The organism is Phytopseudomonas straminea (assembly GCF_900112645.1).
In the GTDB taxonomy this organism is placed as follows: Bacteria; Pseudomonadota; Gammaproteobacteria; order Pseudomonadales; family Pseudomonadaceae; genus Aquipseudomonas; species Aquipseudomonas straminea.
The window spans coordinates 91,983-111,844 of the sequence record NZ_FOMO01000012.1; the positions used below are offsets into that span (position 1 = coordinate 91,983).

A 19,862-nucleotide genomic window follows, 5' to 3' on the forward strand; every position below is an offset into this window, starting at 1 on the left:
CTGCCTCCACCGCCCGCATCGGCGGGGCAAAAACAACAATAAAAGGACAATGACATGCACAACCTCCGGGCGCTCGATTCCCATTCACTTCGCCGCGGCTCACTGACCAGCCTGCTGCTGGCCCCCGCCCTGTTCGCCGGCCACGCCCTGGCCGACGGCTTCGTCGAGGACAGCAGCGCCAAGCTGACCACCCGCAACTACTACATGGATCGCGACTACAAGGACGACGGCGCCAAGTCGGCGGCCCGCGAATGGGCCCAGGGTTTCATCCTCAAGATGGAGTCCGGCTACACGCCGGGTAATGTCGGCTTCGGCCTGGACGTCACCGGCCTGCTGGGCGTGAAGCTGGACTCCTCGCCTGACCGCAGCGGCACCGAGCTGCTGCCGGTTTCCGCCAGCAGCGGGCGGGCTGCGGATGAATATTCACGCCTGGCGCCGACCGCCAAGATCCGCGCCGGCAAGAGCGTGCTGAAGGTCGGCGACGTCTCGCCCTTCCTGCCGTCCATCGTCGCCAGTCCGGCGCGACTGCTGCCGCAGAGCTTTCGCGGCGCTTACCTGCAGTCCATGGATATCGAGAATCTGACCCTCAATGCCGGCTACCTCGACCGCATCAATCGCCGCGACTCCACCAACTACCAAGCAATGACGGTGGCCTCACCGAACCGACGCTTCAACCCGGCGGCAGAAAGCTCCCACGCGGCGTTCTTCGGCGGTGACTACCAGCTCAGCAAAGGCCTGAAGCTGCGCGCCTACCACACCTCGGTCGCCGACCTGTACCGCCAGGAATACTTCGGTCTGCTGCACGAGCTGCCAGTGGGGCCTGGCGTGTTCAGCACCGACCTGCGCGCCTTTATCAGCAACGAGGATGGCAGCGCCAAGGCCGGCAAAGTGGATAACCGCAATCTCGCCGCTCAGTTCACGTATGCCATCGACGGCCATCGCTTTACCCTCGGTTACATGCACCAGAGCGGCGACACGGCCAAGCCGTATATCTCGGGCACCGAGTCGATGGTGATCAGCGAGATGGCGATGAGCTCGGACTTCCTCAACCCCAAGGAACGCACCTGGCAGGCGATCTACGACTATGACTTCGCGGCTGCCGGCCTGCCTGGACTTAAGACGCGCCTACGCTACCTGCGCGGCGACAACATCGAATTGCCGACCTTGGGCGGCGCGGGCCTCAAGGAGCGTGAACTGCAGATGGAGATCGGCTATGTGATCCAGAGTGGTACCTTCAAGGGCGTCGGCCTGAAGGCGCGGCATTCGATCTATCGCAACGACTTCGCTGCCGGCGCAGCCTTTCGCGACGAAAACCAGACCCGGCTGCATATCGACTACACCCTGGCGCTCTGGTGAGGGAGCGGGCGCGAGGACCAACCTCGCGCCCCTTGCGGCTCAGGCCTGAGCCGGCGTCATCTGCTGCGGCTTCTGGGCCGGCAACAGGGTCAACAACAGCACCGCAGCAGCCACGAACACCAGGGCGAACCAGGTGTACAGCTGCAGCGGCTGCCAGCCGTCATCGAGCATCAAACCGGCCACGGTCGGCGACAGGATCGCCCCACCGCGACCGATACCGATCGCCCAACCTACCCCGGTCGCCCGCACCGACGCGCCGTAGATCAACGGCGACAGCGCATAGAGGCCAGCGACGCAGCCATTGGAAAACAGCCCGATCAGCAGGCCCATGCCCAGCGCCGCGGTAAACGAGGAGCCCAGGCCGGTGAAGATCACCAGCAGCACGGCGGTGATCAGCATGAAGCCGGCCAGCACCCGCGCCAGGGAAAAACGCGCCGACAACAGCCCCAGCAAGGTCGCGCCGAAGATACCGCCGATGCTCAGCAGCACACCGCCAGTGACGCCTTGCTGCACCGACAGGCCGGACTGGGTGAGCAGCTTGGGCGTCCAGCTCATGATGAAGTAGAAGCCGAACATCACTAGGAAGAACAGTACCCAGATCAGCAGCGTGCTGCGCCGTTGCTCGGGGTCGAACAGCCGGGCGAAGGCACCGCTGTTGGCGTGGCCACCGACCGGTAACGCCGGCAGTGCAGCCAGGCTCGGCCGGTCCAGTTTCGCGGCCAGGCGGTTGACCCGATCCAGCGCCTTGGCCGGCTGCCGGGAGAGCAGGAAGTCCAGAGATTCGGGCAGCCACAGCAGCACCGGCACGATGGCTGCGAAGGTCATCAGGCCGCCGGCGAAGAACACCGAGCGCCAGCCCCAGTGCGACAGCAGCCACACCGCCAGCAGACCGCCGAAGGTGGCGCCCAGGGCATAACCGGTGGATTGCAGGCTGACCGCCAGGCCGCGCCAGCGTTTGCTGGCGTATTCGCTGGCGATCACGTTGCTACTGGCCAGAATGCCGCCGATGCCCAGCCCGGTCAGGCCACGCAGCAGCGCCAGCTGGGTGGGCGTCTGGCTGAGCGACGAAAGCAGCATGCCAGTGCCGGAAATCACCAGACACAGCAGGATCAGCGGGCGCCGACCAATGCGATCGGCCCAGGGCGCGATGAACAGCGAGCCGGCCGCCATGCCGAGCAGTCCGGCACTGAGCAGCATGCCCAGTTGCGCGCCGCTCAGCGACCAGTCGGCGGCCACCGACGAGGCCGTGAAGGCCATTACCAGCACATCGAAGCCGTCGATCATGTTGAGCACGACGCAGACGGCGATGGCGACCCACTGAAAGCCGCGCATCGGGCCCTGGTCGACGACTTGCCTGAGGTCGCTCATCGCGCACCTCCTGCAACCACTGCTGGATAAACAAGGAACGGCCTGCCACAGGCGGCAGCCGAGGGGAATGGACGAATAATCATCGGCGCAGATCCTGAATTGTTTTTATGGAACAGCCGTCGTAACCGTTGCAGAAATGGATCCAATTTTCAATCCATGCTGGCAGCGTCGTGGCGCCGAATCCGGTCCGCAGTCACGTCGAGCCCGTACCGTTCAAGGCCTTGCATAATCGCGAAGCCTTGAAGAATACGTTCGCTGATCGGACAGTTTGTTTTATTAACTATTTTCCCGAACCACCCTTGACAGTAGGCTGATTAAAAACCAACCATTGGATCCAATAACTCCAACAATAACCGAGGTCGTCATGTACCCGAAAAATGCCTGGTATGTAGCCTGCACCCCCGACGAAATTGCCGAGAAGCCTCTGGGCCGGCAGATCTGCGGGGAAAAGATCGTCTTTTACCGTGGCGCCGAAGGTCAGGTCGTCGCCCTCGAGGATTTCTGCCCGCACCGCGGCGCGCCGCTGTCGCTCGGCTATGTCGAGAACGGCAACCTGATCTGCGGCTATCACGGCCTGGAGATGGGCTGCGAGGGCAAGACCGTATCGATGCCCGGCCAACGAGTGCGCGGCTTTCCCGGCATTCGCGCCTTCGCGGCGGTGGAGCGCTATGGCTTCATCTGGGTGTGGACCGGCGATCAGGCACTGGCCGATCCGGCCACCATCCATCATCTGGAATGGGCGGAAAATCCCGACTGGGCCTACGGCGGCGGGCTATTCCACATCAACTGCGATTATCGCCTGATGATCGACAATCTGATGGACCTGACCCACGAAACCTACGTGCACACCTCCAGCATCGGCCAGAAGGAAATCGACGAAGCGCCGCCAGTCACCAAGGTCGAAGGCGATGAGGTGATCACCAGCCGCCATATGGAAAACATCATGGCCCCGCCCTTCTGGCGCATGGCGCTGCGCGGCAACGGCCTGGCCGACGACGTGCCGGTGGACCGCTGGCAGATCTGCCGCTTCAACCCGCCCAGCCACGTGATGATCGAAGTCGGCGTAGCACACGCCGGCCATGGCGGTTACGAGGCGCCGGCCGAGGTCAAGGCGGCGAGCATCGTGGTCGACTTCATCACCCCGGAGAGCGAAACCTCGATCTGGTACTTCTGGGGCATGGCGCGCAGCTTCAAGCCAGAGGATCAGGCACTGACTGACAGCATCCGCGAAGGCCAGGGCAAGATTTTCAGCGAGGACCTGGAGATGCTCGAACGCCAGCAGCGCAACCTGTTGTGGCAGCCCGAACGCCAGCTGCTCAAGCTCAACATCGACGCTGGTGGCGTGCAGTCGCGACGCATCATCGACCGCCTGCTCGCTGAAGAGCAGGCCCTCGCCGCCCAGAAAATCGACGTCCGCCAGGTCGGCTGACCCCTGCCCGTCGCACGCCGCCCAGGTGGCGCGCGCTAGCCCTTACGAGAGCGCCACCATGATCGACGTCATCGTCACCGCCATTGAGCCCCAGGCCCAGGACATTCTCAGCTTCGACCTGGCCCGTGCCGACGGAGAACCGCTACCCGCCTTCAGTGCCGGCGCCCATATCGATGTGCACCTGCCGGACGGGCTGATCCGCCAGTATTCGCTGTGCAACCACCCCGAAGAACGGCATCGTTACCAGATCGCCGTGCTGCGCAGCGCCGACTCGCGTGGCGGCTCCATTGCCATGCACGGGTTGCAGCAGGGCGTCAGGCTGAGCATCAGCGAGCCACGCAATCTGTTTCCCCTGCAGCACGACGCCAGGCGCCACTTGCTGATGGCCGGCGGCATCGGCATCACGCCGATCCTGTGCATGGCCGAACGCCTGAGCCACACCGGCGGCGATTTCACCCTGCACTACTTCGCCCGCTCGGCGCCGCAGGCCGCCTTCGTCGAGCGCCTGCGTCAGTCACCGTTTGCCGACCGCGTGCACCTGCATTTCGACGACGGCGAGCCGAGCAAACGCCCGGACACCGCCGCGCTTATCGGCCCGGCTCAGGCGCAGACACACCTGTACGTCTGCGGCCCGGGCGGCTTTATGGAACATGTGTTGGACAGCGCCCGCGGGCTGGGCTGGGCGAACGACAACCTGCACCGCGAGTATTTCAGCGCCGAGGCCGATGATCAGCCGAAAACCGGCTTCGAGATTCAGCTGGCAAGCAGCGGCGAGGTGCTGCAGGTGCCGGAAGGCGTCAGCGTGGTGGAGGTGCTGCGCGGCAGCGGCGTGGAGATTCCGGTGTCCTGCGAACAAGGCATCTGCGGCACCTGCCTGACCCGCGTTCTGGAGGGTGAGCCGGATCATCGGGATCTGTTTCTCACCGAGGATGAGCAGGCCGCCAACGACCAATTCACGCCCTGCTGTTCAAGGGCGAAAAGCGCGCGGTTGGTGTTGGATATCTGATCCCTGCCGGCAGCGATGGTGGGCTGAAGCCCACCAAATCGAATACACGACACCATCCTGAGCCGATTACCCAACACTGAGCTGGCGCGCCATCACCAAGGTGCGCTCATCGCCTTCGACCACTTCACGCACCACGGCATAGCCCAGCGCCGTATAGAAAGGCACCGCCGTCAACGAAGCAGGCACCCGCAAGCACTGCACACCAGCGGCCAGGGCAACACCTTCGACATAGCCCATCAGCGCCTTGCCCACTCCACGCCCCTGCATCTCGGGTAGCACGAACACCGACCTCACCACATCCCCAGCCAGGCTAGCGGTGGCAATCACACACTCGTCATCGAGCGCGACGAACACCTGCCGTGATTTCATCAGCCCACGCACACCGCCAGCATCGAAATTGGCCGCCACTCGCTCGATCACCTGCGACGGATAATCCGCGGCATTGCTGAGCCTTAAGGTCTGCACGATGACCCTGCTGATGGCTTCGGCATCCGCCTCCCGGGCCGGGCGGATCGCCCACTGCACCTCAGCCATCGCGCAGGATCGTCATCGCGGCTTCACCCGTTTCATCGCTCTGCATCGCCCGGGCGTAACGCAGGGTGGCGTTGGCGTGCTCGCGCATGATGCCTTCGGCGCGCGCGCCCTGGCCGTTGACCAGTGCGTCGTAGACGGCGTGGTGCTGCATGTGGGCAAAGCTGAAGCGCCGGTACTCGCGCGCCATGTCGTTGCCATCCACGGCCAGGGAGCTGACCGAGGCGAACGGCAGGTGATCGTTGCGCGACAGCGCCACGGCGATGGCGCTGTTGCCGCTGGCCTCGATGATCGTCTGATGGAAGCGTTTATTGAGGTCGTGGTAGATCTCCAGTTCCTCCATCACCACATGGCCCTTGTCGAACAGCTGATCGCCCTCCACCAGGCAGGCGTACAAGCGCTGCCGAGTGTCGTCACTGAGGCCGCGTTCGGCGGCCTGGCGTGCAGCCAGGCCCTCCAGCACGCCGCGCACTTCCACGGCGCCGGCTATGTCGTCGTCGGTCACCGCCCGCACCGTGTAGCCCCGGCCCGGCGCCTTGCACAGCAGGCCTTCCTGCTCGAGGGTGCGAAAGGCGATACGGATCGGCGTGCGCGATACCTGCAACCGCTCGGCGGTAGGGATTTCAGCGATGCGCTCGCCCGCCGCCAGCTCTCCCGAGGCGATCATCTGCCGTAGTGCCGCCAGCACCCGCTGTCCGGATTTGTACATCACGGCTTGTCCTCCAGCTGAACCCGATCGAGCGCTCGGCGAGCTGCCTTGCCGTAGTTTCGATTATCGACAAGACGCTCGAGAGCGGCCCGCGCCGCTGGAAGTCGCCTGTTCTGCTCCAGCAGGGAGAAGGCAGCGCTCTGAAACAGCACATAACGCTCCTGCTCGATGATCGATAGGGCAAAGTTGATTTCATCAGCGCCTAGGTCGAGCAATGCCAGGCTATGGATGCAATTGACGATCAGGCTGTCGTCCTCGCTGTCGCCGGCATTTATGAGCTGGATAAGCGCGCTGCGGATGAACGCGTCATCGTAATCGCCCCGATAAAGCCCCAGGATCTTAGCCGCCTCGATCCGCACGTCATCATCCTGATCACTGCTCACGACGCTGAGCATGAAGGTCGCCAGCGACTGATCGAGCGGCTGCTGGAACCCACGCAAGAAGCACTGCTTGCCGCCATCATCGAGTGAATGAAAGTGATCGACGAGCGCCTGGGAAGCCTGCATATCCATCTCGCTAAACATGTAGTCGGGATGCGTCATCGTAAAACACCGCACGCCGCTGAAAGGAGCACATCCGGTAACTTCATCGATCCGCGCGCCATCGCTGCAGTGCCCAGCCGGCCAGGCCGGCGGACACCACTTCGAACAAAATCGCCCACAGGTTGAAGGTCTGCTGCGCACCGCCATCGAGCCACAGGCCGGCGATGCGCCCCAGCGCCAGACTGGCGTAGAGCACCAGCAGCAGGATCAGGGCCGGGCGGGTCAGCTCGGGCCGCCACAGGGCCAGGGCGAGAAACACCGCCAGGCCGACCGGCAGGGCGCCGTACTGGGCACGCACGTCGGTGACCGCGGACGACTCCATCAGCAGCATGCCGCTGACCGCGCCCATTTCCTGGGGCCACAGAAAGTAGGCGCCGCCGAAGCCGGTGAGCAGCAGCAATTGCACAACGAGAAATAGACGAGCAACGGGCATGGCTTGGTCCTCCGGGCACGTGAGCGCAGCATAGGCCACTCAGCGCTGTTGCCGGAAGGCGCTGGGCGTCAGCCCGGTAAGGCGTTTGAAGAACCGCGAGAAATACGCCGGCTCGGAAAACTGCAGGGCATCAGCGATCTGGCTGAGGGTCATCGACGAGTACACCAGCAGGCGCTTGGCCTCCAGCAACTGGCGCTGATGCACCAGAGCCTGGGCGCTCTGCCCGGCGTAGCGACGGGTCATGCTGTTGAGGTGCGCGGTAGTGATGCCCAGGCGCCGGGCGTACTCCTCGACCGACAGCTGCTCGCGAAAATGCTGCTCCACCAGACGGTTGAACGCCGCCAGATGCTGCTCGCCCCGGGCCGGTCGCTCAGCGGCCTGACGCCCCAGCACCTGGCGGCCGAGCCACACGGCGATCATGCCGATCAGCGACTGCAGCAGCAGGTTGCGCGCCGGCGCGCTCTGCCCGTATTCGCGGTCGATGGCATCAAACAGGCCATCCAGGTAGGCGCGGTCGCCGCCGATCGGATACAGCGCCGAGGTGCTGAACACCGGGTGCTGGGCGCCGAGCTGCGCTTCCAGCTGCGCCACCAGCGGCGCCGCCAGGGTCAGCACGTAGCCGTCGACATCATCGGAAAACTGGAAGCCGTGCACGCACAGGGGTGGCAACACCTGCAGCGCCACGTCGTCGATGCGCGACTGCACACCTTCCACCTCGATCAGCGCCGAGCCCTGGCGCAGGTACAACAGCTGCAGCAGATCGGGATGACGGTGCGGCTCGATCACCCAGTCGTGCAGACGGCTGCGCTTGGGGATCGACTCGCAGTGCAGCAGGTCCGGCGTTGGCCATTCCAGAGCATCGCCATACAGCTTGAATGCCGGAACGGCGATCTGCGGCTGGCTCATGGGGCGCTCCCGGAAAATGGCCGATAGGCGAACGGAGTTTATGAAAGTCCAAGTAAACGACGTGAATTTGCCTTATCCACCGGCCAAGGCCAATCAAAAATACAAGCACAAAGGTCCAAACAACAATATCGAGGACGCCATGAAAACCTCCGTCGCCATCATCGGGGCCGGCCCGTCCGGCCTGCTGCTCGGCCAGTTGCTGCACAACGCCGGCATCGACACCGTCATTCTCGAACGCCAGAGCCCGGACTACGTGCTCGGTCGCATCCGCGCCGGGGTGCTCGAACAGGGCATGACCGACCTGTTGCGAGAAGCCGGTGTCGGCGCCCGCATGGACCGCGAAGGCCTGGTGCACGACGGCTTCGAGCTGGCCTTCGACGGCCGCCGCGAACGCATCGACCTCAAGGGCCTGACCGGCGGCAAGACAGTGATGATCTACGGCCAGACCGAAGTCACCCGCGACCTGATGCAGGCCCGCGAGGCGAGCGGCGCCGTGACCCACTACCAAGTCAGCGACGTGCAGCTGCATGACCTCAAGGATGGCGCGCCCTACGTCACCTACCTGAAGGACGGCCAGGCCCATCGTCTGGACTGCGACTACATCGCCGGTTGCGACGGCTACCACGGCGTGTCCCGGCAATCGATACCCGCCGAGACCCTCAAGGTGTTCGAGCGGGTCTATCCGTTCGGGTGGCTCGGCGTGCTGGCCGACACCCCGCCGGTGGCCGAAGAGCTGATCTACGCCAGCCACCCGCGTGGCTTTGCCCTGTGCAGCATGCGCTCGCCGACACGCACCCGCTATTACGTGCAGGTCGACGCCGATGAGAAGGTCGAAGACTGGTCAGACGAGCGTTTCTGGGCTGAGCTGAAATCGCGCCTGCCGGCCAACACCGCGGCCAACCTTGTGACCGGGCCGTCCATCGAGAAGAGCATCGCGCCACTGCGCAGCTTCGTGGTCGAGCCCATGCAGTACGGCAAGTTGTTCCTGCTCGGCGACGCCGCCCATATCGTGCCGCCCACCGGCGCCAAGGGCCTCAACCTGGCCGCCAGCGATGTCAGCACCCTGTACCGCATCCTGCTCAAGGTCTACCGCGAAGGCCGCACTGACCTGCTGGAGCGTTACTCGGCGATCTGCCTGCGGCGCATCTGGAAGGCCGAGCGCTTCTCCTGGTGGATGACCAGCCTGCTGCACAACTTCCCGGATACCGATGCCTTCACCGTGCGCATGCGCCAGACCGAGCTGGACTACTTCGTCGGCTCCGAGGCCGGGCGCACCAGCATCGCCGAAAACTACGTGGGCCTGCCCTACGAGCCCATCGAATAGTCAAATAATCCCTTGAGGGCGCTATGCTCGTGAAATCTTCCAAGAGGACTTGCGTCATGCGCCCACTGCTTCTCATCGCCGGCCTGTTCGCCGGCCTCGCCCAGGCCGCCGAGCCACTGACCATCGATGTGCACCGTGATGCCAACTGCGGCTGCTGCAAAGGCTGGATCAGCCATCTGCAGGCCAACGGTTTCACGGTCAATGATCACGTCGAGACCGACATGCACGCGGTCAAGGAGCGCCTCGGCGTGCCCGAGCGCCTGGGTTCCTGTCATACCGGAGTGATCGACGGCAAATTCGTCGAAGGCCACGTGCCGGCAGCCGACATCCTCAAACTGCGCGAGCGCCCCGACCTCCTCGGCATCGCCGCGCCCGGCATGCCCACTGGCTCGCCGGGCATGGAACGCGGCAACATTCGCGACGCCTATCAGGTGATTGGATTGGACGCACAAGGCGGCGAAAGCGTGGTCAGTAGTTATCCGGGCAACTGACTCGCCCCCTTTGAAAGGATATCGCCATGCGCTGGAAACGAGCTCGCCGCAGTGACAACGTCGTTGACGCCCGTGGCGGCGGTGGTGGCATGCGCTTTGGCGGCGGGCGGTGGCTGAGCCTGGGCGGCATCGCCATTGTCGTGGTGGTCGGCTTGCTGATGGGCCAGGACCCGCTGCAGATCCTCGGCCAGCTCGCCGGCCAGGGCGGCTATAGCACGACCCAGGCCGATCGCCCGACGGCCAATGACGAGCAATCGGACTTCGTCCGCGCGGTACTCGGCGATACCGAAGACACCTGGCGCGCCATCTTCCAGGCCAACAGCCGTCAGTATCAGGACCCGAAACTGGTGCTGTTCGACGGCGGCGTGAACTCGGCCTGCGGTTTCGCCAGCTCGGCGGTCGGTCCCTTCTATTGCCCGGGCGACCGGCAGGTGTATCTGGACCTGAGTTTCTTTCGCGATCTGGAACAACGCTACGGCGCAGCCGGCGACTTTGCCCAGGCCTACGTGATCGCCCACGAAGTCGGCCACCACGTGCAGACGCTGCTGGGCGTGTCCGCCAAGGTCGATGCGGCGCGCCAGCGTGGCGAGAACCTGGAGGGCGCCAGCGGCCTGCTGGTGCGCCAGGAATTGCAGGCCGACTGCCTGGCCGGCATCTGGGCGCACCACGCCCAGCGCCGCCTGGACTGGCTGGAGCCCGGCGACCTGGAAGAGGCCCTGAACGCCGCCAACGCCATCGGCGACGACCGCCTGCAGCAACAGGCCCGCGGCCGGGTGGTGCCGGACTCCTTCACCCACGGCACCTCGGCACAACGCGTGCAATGGTTCACCACCGGCTTCGAAAGCGGCAAGGTCGGCGCCTGCGATACCTTTTCCAGCGCTCGTCTATGATTCGTGGTGCAGGCATACTTCACCTTTTTCATGGCCGAGCACTTCTTACATGCGCATTCTCGTCACCGGTGGCGCGGGCTTTATCGGCTCCGCGCTGATCCGTCACCTGATCAAAAACACCGATCATGAGGTGCTCAACCTCGACAAACTGACCTACGCCGGCAACCTGGAATCGCTGCGCGAAGTCGAGAACGACCCGCGCTATCGCTTCCTGCAGGCGGATATCGGCGATCAGGCTGCAGTCAGCGAGGCGCTGGCGAACCTCCAGCCCGACGCCATCATGCACCTGGCGGCCGAGTCCCACGTCGACCGCTCCATCGACGGCCCGGCGGCTTTCATCCAGACCAATATCGTCGGCACCTACGCGCTGCTCGAAGCCACCCGTGCTTACTGGGCCAAGCTAGACGAGCCCCGTCGCCAGGCGTTTCGCTTCCATCATATTTCCACCGACGAGGTATACGGCGACCTGCACGGCGTCGACGACCTGTTCACCGAAACCACGCCCTACGCGCCCAGCTCGCCCTACTCGGCCAGCAAGGCCGCCTCGGACCATCTGGTGCGCGCCTGGCAGCGCACCTATGGCCTGCCGGTGCTGCTGACCAACTGCTCGAATAACTACGGCCCGTATCACTTCCCGGAAAAGCTGATCCCGCTGGTGATCCTCAACGCCCTGGATGGCAAACCGCTGCCGGTGTATGGCAATGGCCAGCAGGTGCGTGACTGGCTGTTCGTCGAGGACCATGCCCGCGCCCTGTTGCAGGTGGTCACCCGCGGCGTGGTCGGCGAGACCTACAACATCGGCGGCCACAACGAGCAGAAGAACCTCGACGTGGTGCACGCCATCTGCGACCTGCTCGACGAGCTGCAACCGCGCGCAGCCGGTTCCTACCGCGAACAGATCACCTTCGTCACCGACCGCCCCGGCCACGACCTGCGCTACGCCATCGACGCCAGCAAGATCGAGCGCGAGCTGGGCTGGATCCCCGAAGAAACCTTCCCCAGCGGCCTGCGCAAGACCGTTCGCTGGTACCTGGACAACCTCGACTGGTGCCGCCGCGTACAGGACGGCAGCTACCAGCGCGAACGGCTCGGCGCCCCCAAGGAGCAGTAATCGATGAAAGGCATCATCCTCGCCGGCGGTTCCGGCACCCGGCTGCACCCGATCACTCTGGGCCTGTCCAAGCAGCTGCTGCCGATCTACGACAAGCCGATGATCTACTACCCGCTGTCGGTGCTGATGCTCGCCGGCATCCGCGAAATCCTGGTGATTTCCACGCCCCACGATCTGCCACAGTTCAAGAAGCTGCTCGGCGACGGCAGCCAGTTCGGCCTTGAGCTGAGCTATGCCGAACAGCCGGAGCCGGACGGCCTGGCCCGTGCTTTCATCATTGGCGAAGAATTCATCGGCGACGATTCGGTGTGCCTGATCCTCGGCGACAACATCTTCCACGGCCAGCACTTCACCGAAAAACTGCTGCGCGCCGCAGCTGCCGACAAAGGCGCCACGGTATTCGGCTACTGGGTCAAGGATCCGGAGCGCTTTGGTGTGGTGGAGTTCGACGCCCAGGGCCAGGCGATTTCCATCGAGGAAAAACCGGCCAAACCGCGCTCCAGCTACGCCGTGACGGGTTTGTATTTCTACGACAACGATGTGATCGAAATCGCCAAGGCGGTCAAGCCCTCGCCGCGCGGCGAGCTGGAGATCACCGACGTCAACAATGCCTACCTGCAGCGCGGCGATTTGCGCGTGGAGCGCTTCGGCCGCGGCTTCGCCTGGCTCGACACCGGCACCCACGACAGCCTGCTGGAAGCCTCGCAGTACGTGCAAACCATCGAGCACCGCCAGGGTCTGAAAGTCGCCTGCCTGGAAGAGATCGCCTACGGGCAGGGCTGGATCGACCGTGACTGCCTGCTGCGCCAGGCCAAGGCGTTCGGCAAGACCGGCTATGGTCAGTACCTGTTCAGCCTCGCCGAGGACAACTGATGCACATCATTCAAACCGCCATCCCCGATGTTCTGATCCTCGAACCCAAGGTGTTCGGTGATGAGCGCGGCTTCTTCTACGAGAGTTTCAACGCTCGCGCCTTTAGCGAAGCCACCGGCCTGAACCCGAACTTCGTGCAGGACAACCACTCGCGCTCGCAACAGGGCGTGCTGCGCGGGCTGCACTATCAGGTCGAACAAGCTCAGGGCAAGCTGGTGCGCGTCACTGCCGGTGAGGTATATGACGTCGCCGTGGATCTGCGTCGCCAGTCACCGACCTTTGGCCAGTGGGTTGGCACCCACCTGTCCGCCGACAACAAACGGCAGATGTGGGTGCCCGAAGGCTTTGCCCACGGCTTCGTGGTGCTCAGTGAGTTCGCCGAGTTCCTCTACAAGACCACCGATTACTACGCGCCAGCCCATGAGCGCTGCATTCGCTGGGATGATCCGAAACTGGCCATCGCCTGGCCGCTGCAGGGGGAGCCCAAGTTGTCAGCGAAAGATCAGCAGGGCCTGAGCTTCGACGAAGCGGACGTGTTTGCATGAAGATCCTCCTGCTCGGCCAGCATGGCCAGGTCAGCCGTGAACTGCAATGGCTGCTCGAAAGCCGCCATGAGCTGATCGTGCTGGGCCGCGAACAGCTCGACCTCGCAGACATCGATAACCTGCGTGAAGCGGTTCGCCGCCTGCAGCCAGAGCTGATCATCAATGCTGCTGCCCATACCGCGGTCGATGCTGCGGAGAGCGAGCCGGAGGCTGCCTTCGCCATCAATGCTGTCGCGCCCGGTGTACTCGCCGAGGAAGCTGCGGCGCTGGAAGCACCACTGATCCACTACTCCACCGATTACGTGTTCGACGGCAGCAAAGCCAGCGCCTACATCGAGGAAGATGCACCCAACCCGCTGAGCGTCTATGGCCGTAGCAAGCTGGCCGGTGAACAGGCCATTGCCACGGTGGGCGGCAAGCATCTGATCCTGCGCACCAGTTGGGTGTATTCGCTGCATGGACGCAACTTCCTGCTGACCATGCAGCGCCTGCTGCAGGAGCGCGAGCAGCTCAGCGTGGTGGCCGACCAGGTCGGCGCACCGACCTGGGCCGGCAGCATCGCCGCCGCGACGGTGCAGTTGATCGAGCACTGGCAACAGCAGCAGACCGCGGCCTGGGGCATCTATCACTTCAGCGCACGCGGTGAAACGTCCTGGTTCGGCTTTGCCGAGGCCATCGCCGCGCAGCTGCAGGCGCAAGGCAAAACCGTTGCCCAGCTCAAGCCCATCGCCACCACCGAGTACCCGACGCCTGCCAGGCGCCCGCTCAACTCGCGGCTCGATTGCTCGCGCCTGGAGCGCGACTGGGGCGTACGCCTGCCAGACTGGCACGATGGCCTGCTCGAGTGCCTGAACACCCCGCGTTGATGCCAGCCTGTAGCCCGAGTCGAGCGCATCGATACACGGGACTCACCCTCTATCGCCAGGTGCGGGCCGGGCTACCTGGCACCTGGCGTATGCGGTCATAATGGCCCGGTCTTTCCGGCGCCCACTCGATGAACACGATTCCCAGCACCATTCCCAAACGCCCCCGCTGGCGCAGCCTGGCAATCCTGGCCCTGCTGCTGGCGCCGCTGCTGTGGCCGCTGCACTACGTCGCCGACCGCTACTACCGCACCCAGCTGACCGAGCAGAACCGCCAGACCCTCGACCTGTACGTGGCCAACCTGCTGGGCACCCTGCGCCGCTACGAAGTACTGCCGCCAATTCTAGGTGACCTCCCAGGCCTGCGTACCGTGCTGGCCACGCCGGGTGACGAAGCCGCGCAGGCTGCAGCCAACCAGCTGCTAAAGCGCGTGCGCCAGCAGACCGGCGCCGACGTCATCTACCTGATGAACACCAAGGGCGAAACCCTGGCGGCCTCCAACTGGGACCAGCAGGACACCTTCGTACGTGGCAACTTCGCCTTTCGGCCCTACTTCCAGGAAGCACTGGCTGGCCGCCTGGGCCGTTTCTTCGGCCTTGGCACCACTTCCGGCAAGCGCGGCTACTACTTCGCCTCGGCGGTTTACGACGGCAACCAGAAGATCGGCGTCATGGTCATCAAGGTCGACCTGGACCACACCGAAAGCCTGTGGGGCAACACGCCGGAACAGCTGCTGGTGACCGACGGCAACGGCGTGGTGATCCTGACTTCGCGCCCGGACTGGCGCTTTCACGCCAGCCGCCCGCTGGACAAGGCCGAGCGCGCCTCCATCGCCGCCATCCAGCCGTATCCGACGCAGTCCCCACCACCCCTGCACCTGGACGCCGACGTTTGGCTGACCCAGAGCCGGGTGCTCGATGAAACCGGCTGGAGCGTGAGCATTCTCGCCCCGCGGCTGGTGCTCGACCGCTCGGTGCGCACGGTGATGGCCATCGGCGGCGGTGCCCTGCTGGTGCTGATCCTGCTGGTCGGCCTGATGATGCAACGCCGCCGCCACTACCTCGATCGCATCGCCCTCAACACCCGCGCCCGCCAAGAGCTGGAGCAGCGCGTGCAGGAACGCACCCAGGACCTGGAACGCCTCAACAGCCGCCTCAAGCAGGAAGTGCTGGAGCGCGAGCAGGCCCAGCAGGAATTGGTGCAGGCCCAGGACGAACTGGTCCAGGCCAGCAAGCTGACCGCCCTGGGCACCATGAGTGCGAGCATCAGCCACGAACTCAACCAGCCCCTGGCGGCTATCCGCAGCTACGCCGAAAACGCCGGCGTGCTGCTCGACCACGAACGCACCGAGGACGCCCGCGGCAACCTCAAGCTGATCAGCCAGCTCACCGAGCGTATGGCCTCGATCATCGCCCATCTGCGCGCCTTCGCCCGCCGCGACCGCCACGCACCGGAAAGCGTGGCACTGCAGCCGGCCATCGACGATGCCCTGGCACTGCTGGCAAAACGTCGCCGCGCCATGGACGTCGAACTGATCCGTGACCTGCCCGACGCCACACTGTGGGTGCAGGCTGGCGAAACGCGCCTGCGCCAAGTGCTCAGCAACCTGCTGGCCAATGCCCTGGATGCCCTGGCCGAGCGCCCGCAGCCACGGCGTATCTGGATCAGCACCGAGCTGCAGGGCGATCTGCTCGAGCTACACCTGCGCGACAACGGCCCCGGCTTTTCGGAAAGCGCCCTGGCTCACGCCCGCGAACCGTTCTTCACCACCAAGACCAGCGCCCAGGGCCTCGGCCTGGGCCTGGCGATCTGTGACACCCTGATGCGCGCCCTGGGCGGCGAACTGCTGTTCGCCAATCATCCCAAAGGCGGCGCGCACCTGATCCTGCGCCTGCGCACCGCCGACAACGGCGTGAACATCCAGCCGCCCGAGGACATCACCGTATGAGCACCATCGACGCCAACACCCAGGTTCTGCTGATCGACGACGACCCGCACCTGCGCCAGGCCCTCAGCCAGACCCTGGACCTGGCCGGCCTCAAGGTCGCCACCCTGGCCGATGCCAAGGGCCTGGCCGAACGCATCGAGCGCGACTGGCCCGGCGTGGTGGTCAGCGATATCCGCATGCCCGGTGTCGATGGCCTGGAATTGCTCAAGCAGCTGCACGAACAGGATCCGGACCTGCCGGTGCTGCTGATCACCGGTCACGGCGACGTGCCCCTGGCCGTGCAGGCCATGCGCGCCGGTGCCTACGACTTCCTTGAGAAACCCTTCGCCAGCGAAGACCTGCTGGAAAGCGTGCGCCGTGCCCTGGCCCTGCGCCGCCTGGTGCTCGATAACCGCAGCCTGCGCCTGGCCCTGGCCGATCGCCAGCAACTGTCCGGCCGGCTGGTCGGCAATTCGCCGGCCATTCAGCGCCTGCGCGAGCAGATCGGCTCCCTGGCCGGGATCAGCACCGACGTATTGATCCTTGGTGAGACCGGCGCCGGCAAGGAAGTCGTGGCCCGCGCCCTGCACGATCTGTCCAGCCGCCGCGACGGTCCCTTCGTGGCGATCAACGCCGGCGCCCTGGCCGAGTCCGTGGTGGAAAGCGAGCTGTTCGGCCACGAGCCCGGTGCCTTCACCGGTGCCCAGAAGCGTCGTATCGGCAAGTTCGAATTCGCCAACGGCGGCACGCTGTTTCTCGACGAAATCGAGAGCATGAGCCTGGACGTGCAGGTCAAGCTGCTGCGCCTGCTGCAGGAGCGCGTGGTCGAACGCCTTGGCGGCAACCAGCTGATCCCACTGGATATCCGGGTGATCGCCGCCACCAAGGAAGACCTGCGTACCGCCGCCGACCAGGGGCGCTTCCGCGCCGACCTGTATTACCGTCTCAACGTCGCGCCGCTGCGCATCCCGCCGCTGCGCGAACGCGGCGAGGATATCCTGGTGCTGTTCCAGCATTTCGCCAATACCGCCAGCACCCGACACGGCCTGCCGCAACGGGAGCTGCAACCCGGCCAGCGCGCCATGCTGCTGCGCCACCCGTGGCCGGGCAACGTGCGCGAACTGCAGAACGCTGGCGAGCGCTTTGCACTCGGGTTGGACCTGGGCCTGGAACTGGGCGTCGACAGCCAACTGCACAGTGCACCGCTGTCCGGCAGCCTCAGCGAACAGGTGGAAGCCTTCGAGCGTGCACTGATCGCAGCCGAGCTGACCCGCAACCATAATTCCCTGCGCAGCCTGGCCGAGGCGCTGGGGGTACCGCGCAAGACCCTGCACGACAAGTTGCGCAAGCACGGCCTGAACTTTGCCGACGCTGGCGGAAGCTCGCCAGACGACATCGAATAAATAAGCGGATTCCTGCCGAGTCTCACAGCTGTTTTCGCCGCTCCTCTGCAAACCGCCAGTCTCCGCGGGGTGGCGGTGTTTCTTTACAAAATTCAACGGCCCATGCGCCATGGGGCTTTGCGCCTGACGCAAAGCTGCCATGCCGATCTTTCACACCGCCTGGCACAACGCTTGCTCTGCTGCTCATCAGCGAAAAACAAGTACAAGTCCAGGCCCAATCGCTGCCAACCGATCCTGCCGCTCAAGCGCGGCAACCTCGACTTGCTCTTGTTCGCTCGTTTTCGGCGCCCCGCGCCCAGCACGCTATCAACAACAAGAGGAAGCATCCCATGTTCAAATTCACTGCCAAGGCACTGGCTTGTGCCCTGTCGCTGAGCATCGCCGGCATGGCCCAGGCCGCCGAGCCAATCACCATCAAGTTCGCCCACGTGGTTGCCGAGCACACGCCGAAAGGCCAGGGTGCCCTGCTGTTCAAGAAGCTCGTCGACGAGCGCATGGATGGCAAGGTGACCGTGCAGGTCTACCCGAACTCCTCGCTGTTCGGCGATGGCAAGGAAATGGAAGCGCTGCTGCTCGGTGACGTGCAGATCATTGCGCCGTCGCTGGCCAAGTTCGAGCACTACACCAAGCAGATCCAGATCTTCGACCTGCCGTTCTTGTTCAACGACATCAACGCCGTCGACCGCTTCCAGCAGAGCCCGGAAGGCAAAGCGCTGCTGACCAGCATGGAAAGCAAGGGCATCACCGGCCTGGGTTACTGGCACAACGGCATGAAGCAGCTGTCGGCCAACAAGAAACTGGTCGAGCCGAAAGACGCCCGCGGCCTGAAATTCCGCGTACAGGCTTCCGCCGTACTGGACGAGCAGTTCAAGGCGCTACGCGCCGCCCCGCGCAAGATGAGCTTCGCCGAGGTCTACCAAGGCCTGCAGACCGGCGTGGTCAACGGTGCCGAGAACCCGTACTCGAACATCTACAGCCAGAAGATGCACGAAGTGCAGAAGTTCATCACCGAGACCGACCACGGCGTGCTGGACTACATGGTGATCACCAACACCAAGTTCTGGGAAGGCCTGCCCGAAGACGTGCGCAGCGAGCTGACCGCGATCCTCGCCGAAGTCACCATCGAGGTGAACAAGCAGGCCGAGGCGCTGAACCAGAAGGACAAGCAGCGCATCATCGATGCCGGCACCACCGAAATCGTCACCCTGACACCCGAGCAGCGTGAAGAATGGCGCGAAGCCATGCGCCCGGTGTGGAAGAAGTTCGAAGGTGAGATCGGCGCCGACCTGATCAAGGCTGCCGAGGCTGCCAACCAGGCCAACTAAGGCCCTCAGGTGGCGACTCCTGTGCGGGGTCGCCACCCGCTTCACTGATAGAGATTTCTTAACGGTCGCAGCCGCCGGGCTGCCGGGCCTTAGGCATCGCTGTCCCTTTTGTCGCCCTGCGACCGTTCCTTTGATGGAGATAACCCCATGCACGCTGTCCTTGGTGTCTGGAACAAGCTCGAAGAGGTACTGGTGGCATTCCTGCTTGCAGGCATGACCCTGGTCACTTTCTCGTACGTGGTATTCAACAACCTTTACGGTGTTTTCTACGCCCTGGGCGATGTGCTGCCGTTTGGCAGCGATGCCCTGTTCGCCATTGGCGACGGCATCCTCTTCGTCGCCCAGGAAATGACCTGGAGCGTGGCCCTGACCAAGGCCATGTTCGGCTGGCTGATCTTCGTCGGCCTGGCCTGGGGCGTGCGCATCGGTGCGCACATCGGCGTCGACCTGCTGGTGCGCATGTTCCAGCCCGCCCTGCAGAAGGCCGTGGCCATCGTCGCGCTGCTCATCTGCCTCGGTTACTGCGCGCTGATGGCCTACTCCAGCGAGCAGTGGGTCGCGCTGCTGTTCACGCTCGGCACCGGTGCCGAGGATCTGGACCGCTTCGGCGTGCAGCAATGGCACATCGTGATGATCGTGCCCATCGGCTTCACCCTGATGTTCCTGCGTTTCGCCCAGGTGCTGGTCCGGGTGATCCAGGACAAGCAGATTGGTTTTGGTGGTCACGGCGAAGTGGAAGACGCCATCAAACTCGCCGAAGAAACGGAGGCTAAACGATGACCATCGCATTTCTGTTCATCGCCCTGTTCGCGCTGATGTTCATCGGCAT

General features: G+C 64.3%; 20 protein-coding genes. 14 read left to right on the forward strand and 6 right to left on the reverse strand.

The window, feature by feature from the left end; translation table 11 throughout:
• Positions 1-54 precede the first annotated feature (54 nt).
• Positions 55-1,356 carry an OprD family porin gene (locus BM279_RS21320; protein WP_093507138.1) on the forward strand — a complete coding sequence of 434 codons (1,302 nt, stop codon included), beginning with the start codon at positions 55-57 and terminating at the stop codon, positions 1,354-1,356.
• Between the two features lie 39 nt (positions 1,357-1,395).
• Here BM279_RS21320 and BM279_RS21325 read toward each other — a convergent pair whose 3' ends face one another.
• Positions 1,396-2,724: an MFS transporter gene (locus BM279_RS21325; protein ID WP_093507140.1), complete on the reverse strand. Its 1,329-nt coding sequence runs from the start codon at positions 2,722-2,724 to the stop codon at positions 1,396-1,398.
• Between the two features lie 364 nt (positions 2,725-3,088).
• On the opposite strand from BM279_RS21325, the gene BM279_RS21330 reads away from it, so the two are divergent.
• Both BM279_RS21330 and BM279_RS21335 read left to right on the forward strand, forming a co-directional pair.
• A complete protein-coding gene (locus BM279_RS21330) occupies positions 3,089-4,153 on the forward strand; it encodes an aromatic ring-hydroxylating dioxygenase subunit alpha (protein ID WP_093507142.1) in 1,065 nt (354 codons plus the stop codon).
• 58 nt (positions 4,154-4,211) lie between these two features.
• Entirely contained in the window at positions 4,212-5,159 is a 948-nt protein-coding gene (locus BM279_RS21335) for a PDR/VanB family oxidoreductase (protein ID WP_093507144.1), read from the forward strand.
• Between the two features lie 66 nt (positions 5,160-5,225).
• Here the strand turns inward: BM279_RS21335 and BM279_RS21340 are convergent, their stop codons facing one another.
• From BM279_RS21340 to BM279_RS21360, 5 genes are read right to left on the reverse strand one after another with little or no spacing between them, the layout of a single operon-like run.
• Positions 5,226-5,693, reverse strand: coding sequence for a GNAT family N-acetyltransferase (locus BM279_RS21340; RefSeq protein WP_093507146.1), 468 nt, complete (start codon positions 5,691-5,693; stop codon positions 5,226-5,228).
• Positions 5,686-6,399, reverse strand: coding sequence for a GntR family transcriptional regulator (locus BM279_RS21345; protein ID WP_093507148.1), 714 nt, complete (start codon positions 6,397-6,399; stop codon positions 5,686-5,688). The genes BM279_RS21340 and BM279_RS21345 overlap by 8 nt, the downstream gene beginning before the upstream one ends.
• A complete protein-coding gene (locus BM279_RS21350; RefSeq protein ID WP_093507151.1) occupies positions 6,399-6,941 on the reverse strand; it encodes a hypothetical protein in 543 nt (180 codons plus the stop codon). The genes BM279_RS21345 and BM279_RS21350 overlap by 1 nt, the downstream gene beginning before the upstream one ends.
• A gap of 43 nt (positions 6,942-6,984) precedes the next feature.
• A complete protein-coding gene (locus BM279_RS21355) occupies positions 6,985-7,374 on the reverse strand; it encodes a DUF4345 domain-containing protein (RefSeq protein WP_093507153.1) in 390 nt (129 codons plus the stop codon).
• Between the two features lie 39 nt (positions 7,375-7,413).
• The gene (locus BM279_RS21360) at positions 7,414-8,280 is read right to left on the reverse strand and encodes a helix-turn-helix domain-containing protein (protein WP_093507155.1); all 867 of its coding nucleotides are present in this window, start codon (positions 8,278-8,280) and stop codon (positions 7,414-7,416) included.
• Positions 8,281-8,419: 139 nt separating this feature from the next.
• Here BM279_RS21360 and pobA point away from each other — a divergent pair, with 139 nt between their 5' ends.
• The 11 genes from pobA to BM279_RS21415 all read left to right on the forward strand — a co-directional run bounded on the left by pobA (position 8,420) and on the right by BM279_RS21415 (position 19,813).
• A complete protein-coding gene (gene pobA / locus BM279_RS21365) occupies positions 8,420-9,604 on the forward strand; it encodes a 4-hydroxybenzoate 3-monooxygenase (protein WP_093507183.1) in 1,185 nt (394 codons plus the stop codon).
• A 56-nt stretch (positions 9,605-9,660) separates the two neighbouring features.
• Positions 9,661-10,095 carry a DUF411 domain-containing protein gene (locus BM279_RS21370; protein WP_093507157.1) on the forward strand — a complete coding sequence of 145 codons (435 nt, stop codon included), beginning with the start codon at positions 9,661-9,663 and terminating at the stop codon, positions 10,093-10,095.
• Between the two features lie 26 nt (positions 10,096-10,121).
• Positions 10,122-10,985 (forward strand): KPN_02809 family neutral zinc metallopeptidase, encoded by an 864-nt coding sequence (gene ypfJ, locus BM279_RS21375; RefSeq protein WP_093507159.1) that lies wholly within the window; start codon positions 10,122-10,124, stop codon positions 10,983-10,985.
• A 49-nt stretch (positions 10,986-11,034) separates the two neighbouring features.
• A complete protein-coding gene (rfbB, locus tag BM279_RS21380) occupies positions 11,035-12,096 on the forward strand; it encodes a dTDP-glucose 4,6-dehydratase (RefSeq protein WP_093507161.1) in 1,062 nt (353 codons plus the stop codon).
• 3 nt (positions 12,097-12,099) lie between these two features.
• Positions 12,100-12,969, forward strand: coding sequence for a glucose-1-phosphate thymidylyltransferase RfbA (gene rfbA / locus BM279_RS21385; RefSeq protein WP_093507163.1), 870 nt, complete (start codon positions 12,100-12,102; stop codon positions 12,967-12,969).
• Positions 12,969-13,514 carry a dTDP-4-dehydrorhamnose 3,5-epimerase gene (gene rfbC, locus BM279_RS21390; protein WP_093507165.1) on the forward strand — a complete coding sequence of 182 codons (546 nt, stop codon included), beginning with the start codon at positions 12,969-12,971 and terminating at the stop codon, positions 13,512-13,514. The genes rfbA and rfbC overlap by 1 nt, the downstream gene beginning before the upstream one ends.
• The gene (rfbD, locus tag BM279_RS21395) at positions 13,511-14,380 is read left to right on the forward strand and encodes a dTDP-4-dehydrorhamnose reductase (protein WP_093507167.1); all 870 of its coding nucleotides are present in this window, start codon (positions 13,511-13,513) and stop codon (positions 14,378-14,380) included. Before rfbC ends, rfbD begins: the two co-directional genes overlap by 4 nt.
• Before the next feature lie 128 nt (positions 14,381-14,508).
• Complete coding sequence (locus BM279_RS21400) at positions 14,509-16,326, forward strand: sensor histidine kinase (protein WP_093507169.1); 1,818 nt, start codon at positions 14,509-14,511, stop codon at positions 16,324-16,326.
• Positions 16,323-17,708, forward strand: coding sequence for a sigma-54-dependent transcriptional regulator (locus BM279_RS21405; protein ID WP_093507171.1), 1,386 nt, complete (start codon positions 16,323-16,325; stop codon positions 17,706-17,708). Before BM279_RS21400 ends, BM279_RS21405 begins: the two co-directional genes overlap by 4 nt.
• 329 nt (positions 17,709-18,037) lie before the next feature.
• Positions 18,038-19,033: a C4-dicarboxylate TRAP substrate-binding protein DctP gene (gene dctP, locus BM279_RS21410; RefSeq protein WP_027910127.1), complete on the forward strand. Its 996-nt coding sequence runs from the start codon at positions 18,038-18,040 to the stop codon at positions 19,031-19,033.
• Between the two features lie 147 nt (positions 19,034-19,180).
• Positions 19,181-19,813 (forward strand): TRAP transporter small permease, encoded by a 633-nt coding sequence (locus tag BM279_RS21415; protein ID WP_093507173.1) that lies wholly within the window; start codon positions 19,181-19,183, stop codon positions 19,811-19,813.
• Positions 19,814-19,862 lie beyond the last annotated feature (49 nt).